The sequence below is a fragment of the Sorangium sp. So ce590 genome (genome assembly GCF_051521365.1).
Lineage (GTDB): Bacteria > Myxococcota_A > Polyangia > Polyangiales > Polyangiaceae > Sorangium.
Genome location: NZ_CP150346.1, coordinates 9,371,091 through 9,387,356, shown reverse-complemented (window position 1 = coordinate 9,387,356; position 16,266 = coordinate 9,371,091). Strand labels below are relative to the sequence as shown.

13 protein-coding genes are annotated in these 16,266 nt (G+C 71.5%); 7 read left to right on the top strand and 6 right to left on the bottom strand.

The genetic code is table 11. The features are described from left to right. Positions 1-20 precede the first annotated feature (20 nt). Positions 21-956 carry an ornithine carbamoyltransferase gene (gene argF, locus WMF28_RS35565; protein ID WP_437597972.1) on the bottom strand — a complete coding sequence of 312 codons (936 nt, stop codon included), beginning with the start codon at positions 954-956 and terminating at the stop codon, positions 21-23. A 259-nt stretch (positions 957-1,215) separates the two neighbouring features. Continuing rightward, on the bottom strand, positions 1,216-2,235 hold the full coding sequence (gene rtcA, locus WMF28_RS35560; protein WP_437597971.1) for an RNA 3'-terminal phosphate cyclase: 1,020 nt from the start codon (positions 2,233-2,235) through the stop codon (positions 1,216-1,218). Positions 2,236-2,351: 116 nt separating this feature from the next. Here rtcA and rtcR point away from each other — a divergent pair, with 116 nt between their 5' ends. Further along, positions 2,352-3,980 (top strand): RNA repair transcriptional activator RtcR, encoded by a 1,629-nt coding sequence (gene rtcR / locus WMF28_RS35555; protein WP_437597970.1) that lies wholly within the window; start codon positions 2,352-2,354, stop codon positions 3,978-3,980. A 189-nt stretch (positions 3,981-4,169) separates the two neighbouring features. Continuing rightward, on the top strand, positions 4,170-5,318 hold the full coding sequence (locus WMF28_RS35550) for an ATP-binding protein (RefSeq protein WP_437597969.1): 1,149 nt from the start codon (positions 4,170-4,172) through the stop codon (positions 5,316-5,318). 220 nt (positions 5,319-5,538) lie between these two features. On the opposite strand, the gene WMF28_RS35545 is transcribed toward WMF28_RS35550, so the two are convergent. After that, positions 5,539-6,018 carry a YbhB/YbcL family Raf kinase inhibitor-like protein gene (locus WMF28_RS35545; RefSeq protein WP_437597968.1) on the bottom strand — a complete coding sequence of 160 codons (480 nt, stop codon included), beginning with the start codon at positions 6,016-6,018 and terminating at the stop codon, positions 5,539-5,541. Positions 6,019-6,458: 440 nt separating this feature from the next. On the opposite strand from WMF28_RS35545, the gene WMF28_RS35540 reads away from it, so the two are divergent. From WMF28_RS35540 to WMF28_RS35525, 4 genes are all read left to right on the top strand, one after another. Then, on the top strand, positions 6,459-7,763 hold the full coding sequence (locus WMF28_RS35540) for an SGNH/GDSL hydrolase family protein (RefSeq protein WP_437597967.1): 1,305 nt from the start codon (positions 6,459-6,461) through the stop codon (positions 7,761-7,763). A gap of 157 nt (positions 7,764-7,920) precedes the next feature. After that, a complete protein-coding gene (locus WMF28_RS35535) occupies positions 7,921-8,460 on the top strand; it encodes a chalcone isomerase family protein (RefSeq protein ID WP_437597966.1) in 540 nt (179 codons plus the stop codon). Between the two features lie 189 nt (positions 8,461-8,649). After that, the gene (locus WMF28_RS35530) at positions 8,650-9,237 is read left to right on the top strand and encodes a TIGR00725 family protein (protein ID WP_437597965.1); all 588 of its coding nucleotides are present in this window, start codon (positions 8,650-8,652) and stop codon (positions 9,235-9,237) included. 246 nt (positions 9,238-9,483) lie between these two features. Then, positions 9,484-11,169 (top strand): protein kinase domain-containing protein, encoded by a 1,686-nt coding sequence (locus WMF28_RS35525; protein WP_437597964.1) that lies wholly within the window; start codon positions 9,484-9,486, stop codon positions 11,167-11,169. A gap of 158 nt (positions 11,170-11,327) precedes the next feature. Here the strand turns inward: WMF28_RS35525 and WMF28_RS35520 are convergent, their stop codons facing one another. The 3 genes from WMF28_RS35520 to WMF28_RS35510 form a co-directional block, all read right to left on the bottom strand. Continuing rightward, on the bottom strand, positions 11,328-12,107 hold the full coding sequence (locus tag WMF28_RS35520) for a nucleotidyltransferase domain-containing protein (RefSeq protein ID WP_437597963.1): 780 nt from the start codon (positions 12,105-12,107) through the stop codon (positions 11,328-11,330). Continuing rightward, on the bottom strand, positions 12,104-13,417 hold the full coding sequence (locus WMF28_RS35515; protein ID WP_437597962.1) for a DNA polymerase beta superfamily protein: 1,314 nt from the start codon (positions 13,415-13,417) through the stop codon (positions 12,104-12,106). Before WMF28_RS35515 ends, WMF28_RS35520 begins: the two co-directional genes overlap by 4 nt. Positions 13,418-13,565: 148 nt before the next feature. Continuing rightward, on the bottom strand, positions 13,566-15,122 hold the full coding sequence (locus tag WMF28_RS35510; protein WP_437597961.1) for a hypothetical protein: 1,557 nt from the start codon (positions 15,120-15,122) through the stop codon (positions 13,566-13,568). A 399-nt stretch (positions 15,123-15,521) separates the two neighbouring features. Here WMF28_RS35510 and WMF28_RS35505 point away from each other — a divergent pair, with 399 nt between their 5' ends. Further along, positions 15,522-16,232, top strand: a complete 711-nt coding sequence (locus tag WMF28_RS35505; RefSeq protein WP_437597960.1) for a hypothetical protein — start codon at positions 15,522-15,524, stop codon at positions 16,230-16,232. The last annotated feature ends 34 nt before the right edge of the window (positions 16,233-16,266 follow it).

The following is a 16,266-nucleotide window of genomic DNA, read 5'->3' as shown; positions in this document are numbered from 1 at the left end:
GCTCTCTCCCCCTCTGGGCCTCAGGCCAGCTCGACCTCGAGCAGCCACAGCATCAGCGCCTTCTGCACGTGCAGCCGGTTCTCGGCCTGGTCCCACACGCGCGAGCGCGGCCCTTCCAGCGTCTCGTCGTCGATCTCCTCGCCCCGGTGCGCCGGCAGGCAGTGGAGCACGACCGCGTGCGGCGCGGCCTTCGCCATCACCCCCGCGTCGACCGTCCAGCCGGCGAACGCGGCGCGGCGCCTCTCCGCCTCGCCCTCCTGCCCCATGCTCGCCCACACGTCGGTGTTCACCACGTCCGCGCCCGCCGCGCCCTCGCGCGGGTCGTTCACGATCGTGACGTGGCCTGTCGCCCGCGCCCGCTCGACCTCGTCCGCGGGCGGCAGGTACCCCTCGGGCCCCGCGAGCACGAGGTGGAAGTCGAAGCGCGGCGCCGCCTCGAGCCACGAGCGCGCCATGTTGCTCGCGCAGTCGCCCAGGAAGGCGACGCGCCGGCCGGCGATGCCGCGCCTGTCCCCGCCCGCCGCGAGCGCCTCCTCGATCGTGAAGATGTCGCTGAGCACCTGCACCGGGTGGCCGTCGTCCGAGAGCGCGTTGATCACCGGCACGCTCGCCTCCGCCATCTCGAGCAGGCGCGCGGTCGACGACGTGCGAAACGCGATCGCGTCGCAGTACCGGGCGAGCACGCGCGCCGTGTCGCGGATCGGCTCGCCGCGCGCGAGCTGGCTGCCCTGGGTGCTCAGCACGACCGGCTGCGCGCCGAGCTGCGCGATCCCGACCTCGAACGACACGCGCGTGCGCGTGCTCGCCTTCTCCAGGACCACCGCGACGGAGCGGCCGGCGAGCAGCGTCGCGCGCCGCCCCTTCGGCTCCTCCTTCAGGCGAGCGGCGAGCCTGAGCACGCGGTGCGCTTCGGCCAGGGTCATGTCCGTCATCTTGAGGTAGTCGCGCTTCGCCATTGTCCCGCCTTCCGCGTCGCTGCCGTGTGCGCTGCCGTCCAGAGATGCGCGCCCCTCCGCCGCGGAGGAGCCCGCGATGAGCGCGCCGTGCGCCGCCGTGATGTGGCACAACCGGGACGCCGCCGTCAATCCGCCGCTCGCCACCGCGGCGAGCGCGAGCAGCGGAGTCCGCGAGGCGCCGTGTCGGACTGCGGCCGTCTCCTCCGCCCCCGGCGCGAGGCGCCGCGCGACTCGCGCCCTCGGCCGGGCGGCCCGGCCCTCAGCGCCCGATCTCGATGTGCCACGCCCCCTCCGAGATCGGCTCGACCGACGCGCGGATCCCGAGGAGATCGCGCAGCAGCTGCAGGTGGGTCGTCGTGTGCGACGACGGGCGCACCGTCCGGAACGCGCCGCGCCCCGCGAGGGCGATCGGCAAGAGCAGCTGATCGGCCAGGTGCTCGCCGACCGGCACGCCCGCCGCGAGGTAGTCGCGCGCCTCCTCCGCGGCCTTCGCGCCGACCGACTCCGCGCGCACGCCCCTCTCGCCGAACCCGGTGAACACCTCGGTCACGTGCTCGCTCTCGACCGCGATCGTGATCACGTTGCCCGGGCCGTGGCCGCCCCTCAGCACGCTCGGCCTGAAGCAGGCCGGCTCCCAGCCGAGCACCGCGGCCGCCGCGTCGAGCTCTCGCAGCGCGACGGCGCTCGGGAGGTTCGACACCGTCGCCACCGCCCTCCGGCCGCGGAGCTCCCCGCGCGAGAGCAGCTCGAGCGGCGCGAGCGCGGGCACCGGCGCGATCGAGACGCGGGCCAGCCCGCCGCCGGCCGGATAGAAGCCGGGCGTCACGAGCGTGGCGGTGATCTCCGGCCCCATCCGCCGCACGAGCGGCAGGTAGGCGAGGTCCAGGAAATCGAACGGCGGCGCCATGGGGTTGTGCGTGCCGCCCTCGAGCGTGAGCGTCGACGGCGCGGGCGCGCGGAGCAGCGCCGGGAGGACGGTCTGCAGGACGAGCGTCGTGCTCCCCGCGCTGCCGACCCGGAACGTGTGCTCGCCGGGCACGATCGCCGTCGGCCGGAACACGATCTCCTGCGACCCGAGGGCGGCGCCCGACACCTCGGCGCGGCCGACCTGGGCGGCGGCCTGGACCGAGGTGAGGTGCTGCCGCATCAGCCCCGGGCGCGCGCGGCCCTTGCGGATCGAGGTGATCCGCACGGGCGTCTGCGTGATCAGCGAGAGGCTGAGCGCCGTGCGGAGGATCTGGCCCCCTCCCTCTCCCGTGGATCCATCGATGGTCAGCATGGCGGTCGACTCTCCCTCGATGAGCGATACCACGACCCCCGGCCGCGGCTCACCCCGATCGCAGGGCGCTGGCGAGGGCGCTTATCTGCCTGTATAAAGCGACTAGAGAACCTTCTATGACCCGCAAATCCACGGTGGTCCTCGGCATGCTCGGCCCGACGCTCGACACCGGCAAGACGCCGGAGCGCTGGTCGCGGTGGCGCCCGAGCGTGGCGCTCTGCCAGCACGAGGACCTGATCGTCGACCGGTTCGAGCTGCTCTACCAGCGCCGGTTCGAGGCGCTGGCCGGGACGGTGATGGGCGATGTGCGGCACGCCTCGCCGGAGACGGACATCCGCGGTCACGTGGTCGAGGTGGACGACCCGTGGGACTTCGAGGCGGTGTATGGCGCGCTGCACGACTTCGCGAGGGCGTACCCGTTCGCGCCGGACCGGGAGGATTACCTCATCCACATCACGACGGGCACGCACGTCGCGCAGATCTGCCTGTTCTTGCTCACGGAGTCGCGTTACTTCCCCGGGCGGCTCATCCAGACGTCGCCGCCGAAGCGCGACCGGACGGAGCTCGCGGCCGGGTCGTTCACGATCATCGATCTCGATCTCTCGAAGTACGACCGCATCGCGTCGCGCTTCCAGAAGGAGCAGCGCGAGGGGGTGTCGTTCTTGAAGAGCGGCATCGACACGCGCAATGCGGGGTACAACCGGCTGATCGAGCGGATCGAGCACGTGGCGATCGCGTCGCGCGCGCCGATCCTGCTCATGGGCCCGACGGGGGCGGGGAAGTCGCAGCTCGCGCGGAAGATCTACGATCTCAAGAAGGGTCGACGGCAGGTGAGCGGCGATTTCGTGGACCTGAACTGCGCGACGATCCGCGGCGACGGGGCGATGTCGTCGCTGTTCGGGCACACGAAGGGCTCGTTCACGGGCGCGCTCAAGGACCGCCCGGGTCTGCTCCGCAAGGCGCACGAGGGGGTGCTCTTCCTCGACGAGATCGGCGAGCTCGGCGCGGACGAGCAGGCGATGCTGCTGCGCGCCATCGAGGAGAAGGCGTTCTTGCCTGTCGGCTCGGACAGGGAGGTGCGGAGCGAGTTCCAGCTCCTGGCCGGCACGAACCGCGATCTGTCGCAGGAGGTCGCGGCGGGGCGCTTCCGGGAGGATCTCCTGGCGAGGATCAACCTGTGGACGTTCCGGCTCCCGGGCTTGCGGGAGCGGGTCGAGGACATCGAGCCGAACCTCGATTACGAGCTCGACGCCTCGGCGCGGCTGCTCGGCGTGCGGATCACGATGAGCCGCGACGCGCGCGAGCGGTTCCTCCGGTTCTCGACGTCGCGGGAGGCGCTGTGGCCTGGCAACTTCCGCGACCTCAACGCGGCCGTGACGCGGATGGCGACGCTCGCGCCCGGCGGCCGCATCGGGCCGCCGATCGTCGAGGAGGAGATCGCGCGGCTCTCGGAGGCCTGGCGGCGGGCGCCGGCGGCTGGCGGCGCCGGCGGGGGAGAGGAGGGCGAGGACCTCGTTGTCGCGGCGCTCGGCGCGAGGCGGGCGGCGGCGCTCGACCATTTCGACCGGGCGCAGCTCGCCGAGGTGCTGCGGGTGCTGCAGAGCGCGCGGTCGCTGTCGGAGGCGGGACGGGTGCTGTTCGCGGCGTCGCGGGCGAAGAAGAAGAGCGTCAACGACGCGGACCGGCTGCGGAAGTACCTGGCGCGGTTCGAGATCGCGTGGAGCGAGGTGGCGGGGGGAGGGTAGGGAACGGAGATTTCCGTTCCGATGGCCGCGTCAGCGCCGGCCTGCCGTGAGCTGCCGCGCAAGCGTACGACTGCATGCTTCCTTCGGGTTTCTCCCTGGGAGCGTATCGGGATTCACGGCGGTGGCGGACTGCGCTCCGACGCACGACAGAGCACGCCTGCGTCAGGAGAAAAGCCCAAAGGAGCTCATGTGACACAGCCGTTGTCGCGCGTTACGGTCCTGCTCCGTGAGCGGAAGGATGAGCTCCTACGTGAGTGGACATCCCGCCTGCGGAACGATCCAAAGATCCCCCAAGCCAGCGCGCTCAACGAAGAGGAACTGAAAGACTACACGCCCAAGCTGCTCGACGACCTCATCGATTCGCTCTCGCAGAGCGCGCGAGCAGGCAAGGCAGGCGGAGCCAGCGGTCAGGAGATCGGCAGCTCGGACGCCGCGAAGGTGCACGTGTCTCATCGCCTGGCCCAGCGCTACACGCTCGCGGAGGAGCTGCGCGAGCTCAGCGTCCTTCGCTCCTTGATCGTCGACATCTGCGCGCGCGAGAGCGTGATCCTCGGCGGCGAGGAGGCCGATCTCGTGCACGCGACGCTCGACGAGGTGATGATCACCGCGGCCGTCGAGCTGGAGAGGGCGAGCTCCGCCGAGCTCCGCCGCGACGTCGTGCTCCGCGAGCTGTTCATCGCGGTCCTCGGGCATGACCTGCGCAATCCGCTCGCTGCCATCCAGTTCGCCACCGCCTCGCTGCTCAAGCGCGAGGACGTCACGGCCGCCGTGGCGCGGGTCGTCCAGCGGATCGCCGCGAGCAACGACAGGGCGGCGCGGATGGTCGAGGACATGCTCGACCTGACGCGCATTCGCGCCCACGACGGCCTTCCGATCGAGCCGAAGCCGGTCGATCTAGGCTCGATTTGCGAGCAAGTGGTCGCGGAGCTCGAGTCCAGTCACCCGGAGCATACCCTCCACTTCAAGGCCCGAGGCGACGCGCTCGGCACGTGGGATCCGGGCCGGATAGGGCAGCTCATGTCGAACCTGATCGGCAACGCCGTCGACTACAGCCCGCCCGAGGAGCCGGTGCAGGTGGAGCTGCGCGGGCAGAAGAAGGCCGTCGTGTTCGAAGTGAACAATCGCGGGATCCCGATCCCGCCCGAGCTGTTGCCGGTGATCTTCGATCCGTTTCGCCGGGGCGAGCAGCGGCACGAGGACCTGCGGCGGTCGAAGGGGCTCGGGCTGGGGCTCTTCATCGCCAAGGCGATCATCGACGCCCACGGAGGCTCGATCCAGGTCACGAGCACGCAGGAGGAGGGCACCACGTTCCGCGTCACGCTCCCTCGTTCATCGTAGCCCGGTCGATCGCCAGCCGAGCGCGAGCACGGCCCGCTCGACGGCCAGCGCGTCGCGCGAGCGCTGGGTGCGGTCGATGGCAGAGCTCGCGCGCGTGGATTGCACGAAGGCTCCCGAGCAGCTCTCGGCGGCCCCGGCTGCGCTCTGATTCAGGCGGCGAGGGCTGGCGCCGCTCGGTCCCGGCGGGAGCGCGTGGGGCTCCGCAAGAGCCGCTGAGACGTCACTGCCCGCGCTTGGCGTACGTGCCCATGAGGATCGCTTGCGCGAGCACGTGGCCCTTCATCGCAGCCTCGAGCTCGCGCCTGGTCGGCGTGCCGAGGTCCGGCAGCTCGGTGTCGAGCGCGTACAGATCGAAGAAGTAGCGGTGGCGCCCGATCGGCGGGCTCGGGCCGCGCCAGCCGCTCTCCCCCCAGTCGTTCAGGCCCTCGCGCGTCCCCGGCGGCAGCGTCTGGCGCGTCGCGCCTTCAGGGAGCGACCGGGCGTCGGCGGGCAGACCGTAGAGCACCCAGTGGACCCAATCGCGCTTCGGAGCCTTCGGATCGGGCGCGTCGGGATCGTGGACGACGAGGGCGAAGCTCTTCGTGCCCGGCGGCGGGTCCGACCACGGGAGCGGAGGCGACACGTCCTCGCCGTCGCTGGTGTAGCGCGCCGGGATCGGCTGCCCGTTCGCGAAGCTCGGAGAGGTGAGTTGGAACGTCATGCTCACCGGAGAGGCACGGGCCATACCCGGAGTGAACGTGCAAGGCGGGTGAGCTCGGGCGGCCGATCAATCGTGGTGTGGCGCTTTGCAGCCCGGCGGCCGTGAGGCCCACCGCACGAGCGAGCGGGGCCGATGGCTCTTGTCGAGGAGGCCGTGTTCGAGTCGCCCGTGTGGCGCCCCTGGCGGCGGCTGTCGGCCTCGACGCGGAGCGCCGCGCTGTCGATGGAGATCGGATGATATCACCATCTCTGTACATTTACCGCTTCAGTTAACGGTCGCATCCCCTCGGTGACATCGGCATGTTCCGCTGAGATTGACGTCACGGCGCGCTTGACTTTACCGGTTCATCTCATCGGCGCCGATCGATGACGGAGGTCGCCTCCGCTGTTGATCGTGGGCCCCCGATGCCCCAGAGTGCCCGGCTCTGGAGGTCAGTTTCGATGGCTTTGCGTTCATTTCACCAGTCAGGTCTCCTGGTTCTTCTTGCGCTTGGGACGGTCGCGCTCCTGCCGGCCTGCTCGGACGACGACGGCGGCGCGTCCGGCAGCTCCGGGGGCACGGGCGGCGCGTCGGCGAGCTCCAGCGGCACCGCCGCCCAGGGCAGCGGCGGCGCGGGCGGCGGCACCGGCGGCGCCGGCGGCGCCGGGAACACGGGCGGCGCCGGGAACACGGGCGGCGGCGGCAGCGGCGGCGGTCCGGACGCGCCGGGGCTCACGCCCAATCCCATCATCTCCCGCGGCAAGCCCGCCTTCGCCTCGAGGGGGACGGCGTCGGTCATCAACGACGGCAAATACAGGTCGGCGGGGACCTGGATCGCGGGCAAACCCATCACAGGCGAGCCGGCCTGGGTCGCCATCCAGGTCGGCAGCGGGTACGAGCGGCTGCTCCTGAGCTGGTCGGCCTCGTACAACTACAACTACACGGACGTGCAATACGGCGCGCCGGACGCCTACCGCGTGGAGACGTCGAGCGACTCCACGAACGGCTCGGACGGCACCTGGAAGAGCGTCGCCGAGGTGACCGACAACCCGGTCCGCACGCGCGCCCACAGCTTCGACTTCGGCGGCCAGAGCTGGGTCCGGCTCGTCGTGACCGAGGCGCCCGCGGCGTCCGACGAGTCCGGCGTCCAGCTCGACGAGATCGACGTGCACGACATCTCGAACGGCGCGGAGGACACGTGGTTCTTCTTCGGAGACAGCATCACGGCGTTCGCCTACGACCGCGACACCCCGGCCACGCAGCCGAGCTTCGCGGAGAACGTGCACGCGGCGCACGAGGCCCACTACCCCGCGATGATCAACGGCGGCATCGGGAGCGAGCTCACAGGCGACGCGCTCGACCGCCTCGATGAGGCCCTGGAGCTGAACCCCGATTACCGCTTCTTCGCCATCGGCTACGGCACCAACGATTCGTGGGGCAACCACACCGACGCGAGCACCTTCAAGTCGAACCTGCAGGAGCTCATCGACAGGATCGAGGCCGCGGGCCGCGTCCCGGTGCTCGCGCGCATCCCGTTCTCGCCCGACGGCAACCACGACACGCTCGATGTGTTCAACCAGGCGATCGACGAGCTCACGCTGGAGAACGCCCTCGTTCCAGGGCCGGATCTGTATGCGTGGTTCGAGGGGCACCCCGAGCAGCTCCAGCCGGCTCCCGACCAGGTGCACCCGCTGCCCGCGGGCCGGATCGCCATGAACAAGCTCTGGGCCGAGGCCGTGGACGCCCTCTACTCCGGCCAGCAGTAGCGCGCGACGGCGCCAGGCGACACGAGGCGACACGCCGGCACGAGCCTTGACTCCACGCGGCCGCGAGGGCTAGCTCGCTCCGGCGCGCGGCGAGCCCGAGGAGCAGCGCTCCTCCTGGGGGGGCTCGGCCGGCCCGCGCACTTCCAGGGGGTCTCCGATGAAGCTCATTCCCAAGAAGGTCGTGGTCGTGGTCGCCGCCCTCGTGGCCCTCCTCGCCGCCGCCGCCCCGCTCCGGGCCGCGGACTGGGTGCTGACAGGCGCCGGCGTCCGCGTGAAGACGATCGCCTTCATCGACATCGACGTCTACGAGATCAGCCACTTCATGAAGCAGGCGCCCGCGTTGAAATCGAAGCAGGCGGTGATCGACGCCGACGTGCCGAAGAAGTTCGTGTGGCGGATGATGCGCGACGTGGACAGGGAGAAGATCCATGACGCCCTGACTGGCGCCTTCGCGATGAACGGCTATCAGGATCAGGCGAAGATCGAGGCGTTCCTGGGCGCCTTCAAGGCGGAGCTGAAGGAGGGGTCGCACGTCACCATCCAGTACGACCCGGAGAAGAAGAGCACGACCGCGCTCGTGGGCGGCAGCAGCGCGAGCGTCGCCGGGGCGGATTTCATGAGGGCGGTCTGGCGCATCTGGCTCGGGAAGATCGATCAGCCCAGGCTGGGCGAGCAGCTCATCGGCCGGCTCAGGTAGCGCGGCGCGCGACGAGCGCCTGCGGCGCTCCCGGGACACCCGGCGCCGCGATGGCGCGGCGCCGCCGGCCGGCCCGCGCGCGGCCCTGAGCGGCCTTGCCACGCTGCGCGGGAAGCGACACGATGCGCCTCGCGACCGGGCCGAGCGCCACGTGACGCGGCGGCTCGCGGGCGCCGGAGCGGAGCCGTGATGGACGACGATCGGGAAGAGGAGGACACGAGGCGGGACATCGCTCCCTACGTGCCGCGCCGCCCCGTGATGGCGGTGATCGGCAACGGCCTCGCGCTGGACGCGGAGACCGAGGCCCTGTGCGTCGAGCTCGGGCGGCGCGCCGTCGAGGCGGGGTTCCGGCTGGTCACCGGCGGGCTCGGGGGCGTCATGGCCGCCGTCTCGCGCGGCGGGCGCGAGGCGACGACCTGGCGCGACGGCGATATCGTCGGGCTCCTGCCCGGGTACGAGGCCTCCGCGGCCAACCCGTACGTCGACATCGTCGTCCCCACCGGCCTGCAGATCGGGCGCAACATCCTTGTCGTCGCGGCGGCCGACGTCGTTGTGGTCGTCGGCGGGGGCGCGGGCACGCTGAGCGAGATCGCCGTCGCCTGGCAGCTCGGCAAGCCGCTGCTCGCGCTCGCGGCGAGCGGGGGCTGGGCGAGGCAGCTCGCCGGAGGGCGCGTGGACGACCGGCGCTCGGATCACATCGCGTCGGTCGCGAGCGCGGAAGAGGCCGTCGCGGCGGCGTGGGACCTCGCCGGCCGCGGCCGCGCCGGCCGGGCTTGAGTCGCCTCCGCCGGCACGACGAAGACTGGCGCTCTGGCGGCAGCGCGCATGACGTGGCCTGTCGGGAGATCGCGGCACGCCTCCCCCGACCTCGGATCGCGGGAGAACGCGGCACGCCTCTCCCGACCTCGGATCGCGGGCCATTGTGCCCGAGCGTCGATGAGCGAAGAGGGCCAGTGGCTCCGGGCCACCTCCACGTGGGCCGTCGAGCCAGCCGCGAGGCAGCCCGTGCTAGGCTCGGCGCCGATGTCGGAAGCGGAAGAGGAAGAAATTCGTCGGCTGAAGGCCCGCGTCGGGACGATCTTCCACGGCAAATGGCGGCTCGATGCGCTGATCGGGGCGGGGGGAATGGCGGCCGTCTACGCGGCCACCCATCACGTGGGGCACCGCGTGGCCATCAAGGTCCTGCACCCGGAGAGCGCCGTGTCGCGCGAGCTCCGCGCCCGCTTCGAGCAGGAGGCGCTCGCCGCCACGCGGCTCGGCCACCCGGCCGCGGTGCAGGTCCTCGACATCGACGTGACCGAGCAGGGCGAGCCGTTCCTTGTCATGGAGCTGCTCGACGGGGAGAGCCTCCGCGAGCGCGCGTTGCGGCTCGGCAGCGTCCCCTTGCCCGAGCTCCTCGCCCACGTGGACACGCTCCTCGAGGTGCTCCGGGCCGCGCACGACGCCGGGATCGTCCATCGGGACATCAAGCCGGACAACCTCTTCGTGACGCGCGACGGGCGGCTCAAGGTGCTCGATTTCGGGATCGCGCGCATGAAGCAGGGCGGCGCCGGGCTGAAGACGCGGACGGGCGCGATGCTGGGCACGACGAGCTACATGGCGCCGGAGCAGATCCTCGGGAGGAACGTCGACGGGCGGGCCGACCTCTACGCGGTGGGCGCGACGATGTTCACCCTCCTCGCGAACCGGCGGCTCCACGACGCGGACGCGCTCACCGAGGGAGAGCTCCTCGTGAAGATGAGCACGACGCCGGCTCCCCCGCTCGCGACCGCCGCGCCCGGCGTGGATCCGCGGGTCGCGCGCGTCGTGGACCGCGCGCTCGCCTTCCAGGTCGAGCGGCGCTATCCGGACGCGCAAACGATGCTCGCCGACGTGCGCGCCGTGCGCCGGGGCGAGGAGCCCCCCTTCGCGACGGCGATGTCCCCGGGCGCGGGACCGCCGGCGATGGCGGTGCCGGCCGCGTCGGCCGTCTCGACGGCGCCTCTGCCGGCTCGGCCCCATCCGGGCGCGGGCGCCGCGCCTCTACCGCGCGCGCCGGGGCCACCGCAGCTCGTCGTCGTCGGCGGGGTGGCGGTGCTCCTCTTCTGCGTGGGCCTCGGGGCCGTCCTGCTGCTCTGGCCCTCCCGCGATCAGGGCGCCCGCGAGGGCGGCGCGCCAACCCCGGTGTCCCTCAAGGACATCGCGCAGGCCAAGAGCTCCCTGGCGCCCGCGGTCAGCGCCGTCAGCTGCGCGCCGGGCGTGCCTTGCTCCTGCGGGGGCGGCAGCCCGGGAAACGCGCCGAAGAGCTGCCAGCTCACGTGCGGCGATGCGTCCGGCTGCCGGCCGAGCTGCTCCGATCGCGAGGTCTGCGAGAGCCGCTGCGCCGGCGACTGCCAGTCTTCCTGCGCGAGGAGCACGTCGTGCGACACGAGGTGCATGGACAACTGCTCTGTCGACTGCCGCAATGCAGAGACGTGCCAGGCCACCTGCGGCGCCGGCTGCTCGACCACCTGCGAGGACGTGGGCAAATGCCTCTTCGTCGTGGGCAATGGCAGCGTCGTGAAGTGCAACCGGGTTGGAGGGTGCGAGGTGACCTGCACGGGCTCGTGCGCTGTGTCGTGCTCGAATACCGGAGGGGGATGCCCGGTGACGTGCCAGGGCCAGGGGCCCGCGGTGAAGTGCCGCGACGGCCGCAAGGCGTGCGGGGACGGCTGCTCGCTGCCGCGGTGAGGCGGCGATGCGGCGGCGGCGCCGGTCATCGCGCTCGTCGCTTCGACCAGTCTTCGAGCTGGAGATCCTTGAATCGAGCGAAGTCCTTCGTATTGGCGGTCACGAGGACAAGCCCGTTCGTCTGCGCGAGGGACATCTGTGCAAGCCCCCTCCGCGCCTCACAGCCGCGCCTTGCGCAGCGCGAGCAGCCAGTCGTTGAGCTCGCCCTGGTTCGGGGGCTCCTCCGGCAGCGCGGCGTGATCGTGGGCCGCCTCCAGGGTCGTGAAGGCCCGGGAGATCTGCTCTGTCCAGCGCGCGGCGATGTCCGGCGCGAGCGCCGACTTCTCTCCGGCGCGCTTGGCCTCGACAAGCTCGCGCGCGGCGCTGAAGCCGTAGAGGTCGAGGAGCGCGGTCACGTCGGTGACGATCTCGCCTGTCCGGAGCGCGTGGGCGCCGGTCAACGTGGTCCTGAGGACGTAAAGGAGCTTCTTCACCGACGCGCGGCCGCCCGCCTCCCAGGCGCGGAGCTGGCTCGTGGCGAAGCCGACGTAATGGCGGAAGATCCGGCGCGACAGCGCGGCGGCGACGAGCGGGCGGAGCGAGGCGAGGTCGGGATCGACGTGGAGCTGGAGGGGGCCGAGGATCCGCTCGATGTAGTTGCCGTTGCCCTGGAGCACGCCGAGGAGGACGGGGTGGATCTCGTTCGACGTGTAGTCGATCTCGACGCCGTCGATGACCTCCATCCGCGCGGGGCTCGCGTTGCTGCGGAGCAGGCCGAGCAGCTTCTCGGTGGGCTCGACGTGCACCGCCTTGAGATCGAGGTCGCTGTCGGGCGAGGGGAAGCCGTAGGCGTGCGCGCCGCTCAGGGCGATGACGAGGTGCGGCCGCCTGGCCTCCTCCTCGGCGATGACGCGCGCCGCGACCTCCTGCTGCTTTGCATCGAGCACCTGAGCGTTCATCCCTCGTCCTTTCTTTCGTCGTCGCCGCGCTCCTCGCCGCGCGCGCGCCCGGCGTCTCCCTCGTCCCAGACCGCGACCGGCGCCGGGGGAGCGTCCTTGCCGAGCGGGCCCGGCGCCGCGGCGAGGTGCCGCCGGGCGATCTCCTCGCGGACGCGCCGGAGGAGCGCGTCGGCGCGGGGCACGTCGGGGTGCGGCGGCAGCTTCGTCGCGAGCCGCGCGGCCTCCAGCTCGGGCGTCATCGACTCGGCGAGCTCGATGGTCCGGTCGAGCGGCCAGGCGCCGGTCTTGATGGCGAGGAGCGTCTCGCGGAGGTCGCCCTGCACGACCAGATCGACCTCGCCGTCGCGCAGCCAGCGGATCGCGGTCGCGATGAGGCGCACCAGGTTGTAGGCGTTCTTGGGGCGGAGGTCGCGGGCGGGGTCGAGCGAGGCCCTGCCCTCTCGCGCGAAGGCGGCGAGCGAGGCGAAGTCGCGCGCGGGCAAGAGGCCCTGGTCGTGGAGCGAGCGGTACAGCTGCTTGATGTACTCCTTCGCCTGGAGCTCCCGGTCGGCCTCGGTCGGCGCGGCCCGCGGGCTGATGGCGGCGAGCTTGCGGGCGACGTCGTCGAGCGACAGCGAGGGGTCGTGGGAGAGCCAGTCGAGCACCCGCTCCCGGTGCTCGGCCAGGCGGTGGGCCTGCGAGAGCCGCTTGAGCTGCGAGAGCGCGTAGCGGCCGAAGCTGCCGTAGATGGCCGACGAGACGAACGCGGCGCGCGCCTCGAGGATCCACGCGCCGATCTCGTCGCGCGCCTCGGCGGTGCGGACGAAGAGCAGCTCGAGGGTGTTCGGATCGGCGCGCAGGGCCTGTCGGATGGCCTTCTCGACCTCCCAGTACGAGGCGCTGCCGTCGGTGCTCACGAGGTCCCGTGGCGGCTCGGCGAGGCCGGTGGTCCAGGGGAAGGGGAGGGCGAAGACGCCGCGCCGGTCGGTGTCGGACCCCTCGTGCGCGAGCCCCCACGCGCGCGACCCCACGACCGCCTCGAGGACGACGGCGGGCAGGAGCGCGTCCCAGGCGGCGCTGCGCCGCTCCGCGTGCCGCACCTGGCCGGTCTTGCGCGGGACGAGCTCGTCGCGGCGGTAGCGGACGACGCCGACGCCGACGAGCATCACGTCGAGCTCGGCGCCGGCCGAGCCGACGACGCGCCCGATGGCGCCCTGGGGGATGCGGCGTTCGTCGAGGACGCGGTCGACCCGGGTGGTCACCTCGGTGCCGTGGGGCAGGGGGACGGCGAGCGGGTCGAGGTGGGTGAGGCCGCGCAGGCGGAGCTCCATGAGAGGACGCTACCACGGCGACCCGACCCAGGTTGGCGCTGCGACCCGCCGACCCGACCCAGGTTGCGCCGACCCGACCCAGGTTGCGCATGGGTCAACCCGGGTCGGGCTTGGCCCATGGATCAACCTGGGTGATAACCCCTGGCGGTCATCGCTCGACCAGCAGCGCCGGGCTGCCCGAGAGGGCGAGCGTCACCTTGCCGCCGCTCGCGTCGGCGGAGGTCTTCGCGCCGTCCCACGCGTGGACATCGAACCCCGTCGCCGTCGCGAGCTCGACGTTCGCGGACGCGTCCTCCGTGTCGCTCGGCGTCACGGCCCAGAGGGCGATGCGGCGTTTGCCGTCCTTCTCGAACACGGCGCCTCGCGCGTCCCGCGGCAGCGCGAGCTCCTTCGTCGCGCCGTCATCGTACGACGCGCCGAAGAGCACCTCGCCGAGGGTGGTGTACGCCTTGCCGAGGTCGGTCTTGGTGGCCTGATCCACGCTGGCGAGGGCGCCGACGTCGTTGTAGAGCCCCATGTGCGCGAACACATCGTCGCTCCCCTCCTCGCCGTTCGATAGAATGAACCAGTCGACGCCCCCGATGCCGTGTGCCTGCGCCATGGTCATCATCTTGATGAGGTAGTTGCGCGCGTACTCCGGGCTCCCCACCTCCGGGTACTCCGGCGTCGGCGCGAGCGGCGCGCCGTTCTCCGAGACGTTCCACCCCTGCACCTGCGCGCCGGCGTCGGCGAGCGCCGCGGCGAGGGCGTCCTTCGATGCGAGGAAATCGTCGACGGACGCGTCCGAGCTCTTCGGGCTGAAGATCGGGTAATAGTGGAAGTCGAGGACGTCGACGTAGGCGCCGCCCTTCTCCGGGTAATCCGGCGTGACCGCCCCGCCCTCGGGGTTGTCGGTGTAGCGCAGGATCGCCGAGAGGAACGACGGGTATCCGATGCCCCCCGTCGCGATCAGCGCGTCCGGGTCCGCCTTGCGCGCCGCCTCCTTCGTGACGCGCAGCATTCTTATGTAGTCGAATATCGATCCGTTGAACCGGGGGAGATCGGCGGCCTTGGGCGGCTCGGTGACCCACGCCTCGGTGACGCGCCAGTCGGCCACCCAGTCGGGCTCGTTCCACACGTGCCACACCTGGATCCAGTCCTTGTAGGTGTCCACCGTCCGGTACACGTAAGAGGCCCACGCGTTGGCCGGGTTCACCGTTCCATCGGCCGAGAAGATCGGCTCGTAAAGGCTCTTCGGGATGTAGTGCTCGTTCTGCCAGTCGGCCGCGCCGGGCGGCGCCGTCGTCAGCTCCACCGACTCGGATCCGATGAGAAACCCGAGGTGCTCGGCCATGCCCAGGGCCGCATACGACTGGATATCCCCGAGCTCGATATCGTATCCCCACGCGGCGAAATGGGCCGCTGGGAGCTTGACGCGGAGGCTGCGGACGCCCGCTCGCGCCGCGAGCGTCCCCTCCTTGTCGTCGCCCCAGGCCGCATTGCGGTGGCCGAGGTTGGCGCCGTAGCGGAACGCGTGAGGGAGTCCGGCGCTCCCTCCTCCCCCGGAGCCGGCGCTCCCTCCTCCCCCGGAGCCGGCGCTCCCTCCTCCCCCGGAGCCGGCGCTCCCTCCTCCCCCGGAGCCGGCATCGCTGCTGCCTGGCGACTCGTCCCCCGAACCACACGCAACGATAGCTGAAGCGCACAGCAGCACGGACCATCGACGCATGAACATGCCTCCTTCCGGCGGATGCCGGGAGGTCAGCGTAGGGGATCCGGCGCAAGCGAGGACGTCCGGTCTCCGGTCGACGAGCGCGCGCCTGCGGGGGGCCACATCCAGCGCGCCGCGGGCGATCGCCTCGTCGAAAGAGGCGAGCAGCGTGGCCACCCGGGCGGGCATGCCCCGCCTCCTGCATCACCCCGGGCGAGGTGCAGGGGCTGTCTACTGGCACAAGTCGTATGAGCCAAGATGAGCCACATTGGCTGGTGACCGTCGAATGGAGCGCGCGGAAGCCGAGAAAGCGGGTTGGTTCGCGAATTGCTTCAGGTGTGTGCGTACCCGGGACCGGCGGCAAACCGTGGCACACGGAGCCGCCAGTCCCGAACCGTAGCTTGGGAGGAGAGAAGAATGAGCAAGATGTTCAGGGGTTTTGGGTCGCTCGCGGCAGCCGGCGTGGCGTTCGTGGCGGGGCTCAGCGGTTGCACGTCGCAACCGGCTGAGGATGCGGCGCTCGGATCGCTCAGCTTGCCGCTCGCGGCGGAGGCGCAATCCGGAGCGCGCTATCGGCTCCGCAACGCCACGTTCCAGATCCGGAGCAGCTACTACTGGTACGACGAGGGGGCAACCGTAGCCGTCAGTGTCGGCGCCGGCGGCTCCGGCGACGGCGGCGGAGCTGTCTTGACGATCAATAGCGAGGACGAAGATCCTGACGCGACGTCCATCCTCGTCGATCTGGAGCAGGGCTCGTACCACGTCCGCCTGCTTCCAGGGTGGAACTTCGAGAAGGTCGAGGGCGGCACGGTGTCGGAGGTCGAGGCGACGCTGCTATCGTCGGAGTCCATCTACGTCTACGTCTCGCCGCATTCGACGACCTGGGCTCAGTATAAGTTCGGTATCGGGGACAGCGCGCTGTGGCTCAACGGCAAGCTGAACGTCAGCATCGACGTCTACGAACACCCGGACGAGTACTACGGCAACGGGGGAGAGGGCGGCGAGGGCGGGTACGGCGGGTACGGCGGGTCCGGCGGGGGGTACGGCGAGGGCGGGTACGAAGCCATCACGAGCGTCGGCGTCGGCGGCTACGGCAGCTCGGGCGGCGCCGGCGGCGGCTCGCCGTAACTCGACAGCTCGACCAGCGGCGCCGGCGGTCAGC

What these genes read in the sequence shown, in the direction of transcription:
- argF (WP_437597972.1), bottom strand. Translation starts at nt 956, where the DNA reads ATGGCGAAGCGCGACTACCTCAAGATGACGGACATGACCCTGGCCGAA.
- rtcA (WP_437597971.1), bottom strand. Translation starts at nt 2,235, where the DNA reads ATGCTGACCATCGATGGATCCACGGGAGAGGGAGGGGGCCAGATCCTC.
- rtcR (WP_437597970.1), top strand. Translation starts at nt 2,352, where the DNA reads ATGACCCGCAAATCCACGGTGGTCCTCGGCATGCTCGGCCCGACGCTC.
- WMF28_RS35545 (WP_437597968.1), bottom strand. Translation starts at nt 6,018, where the DNA reads ATGACGTTCCAACTCACCTCTCCGAGCTTCGCGAACGGGCAGCCGATC.
- WMF28_RS35540 (WP_437597967.1), top strand. Translation starts at nt 6,459, where the DNA reads ATGGCTTTGCGTTCATTTCACCAGTCAGGTCTCCTGGTTCTTCTTGCG.
- WMF28_RS35535 (WP_437597966.1), top strand. Translation starts at nt 7,921, where the DNA reads ATGAAGCTCATTCCCAAGAAGGTCGTGGTCGTGGTCGCCGCCCTCGTG.
- WMF28_RS35530 (WP_437597965.1), top strand. Translation starts at nt 8,650, where the DNA reads ATGGACGACGATCGGGAAGAGGAGGACACGAGGCGGGACATCGCTCCC.
- WMF28_RS35525 (WP_437597964.1), top strand. Translation starts at nt 9,484, where the DNA reads ATGTCGGAAGCGGAAGAGGAAGAAATTCGTCGGCTGAAGGCCCGCGTC.
- WMF28_RS35520 (WP_437597963.1), bottom strand. Translation starts at nt 12,107, where the DNA reads ATGAACGCTCAGGTGCTCGATGCAAAGCAGCAGGAGGTCGCGGCGCGC.
- WMF28_RS35515 (WP_437597962.1), bottom strand. Translation starts at nt 13,417, where the DNA reads ATGGAGCTCCGCCTGCGCGGCCTCACCCACCTCGACCCGCTCGCCGTC.
- WMF28_RS35510 (WP_437597961.1), bottom strand. Translation starts at nt 15,122, where the DNA reads ATGCGTCGATGGTCCGTGCTGCTGTGCGCTTCAGCTATCGTTGCGTGT.
- WMF28_RS35505 (WP_437597960.1), top strand. Translation starts at nt 15,522, where the DNA reads ATGAGCAAGATGTTCAGGGGTTTTGGGTCGCTCGCGGCAGCCGGCGTG.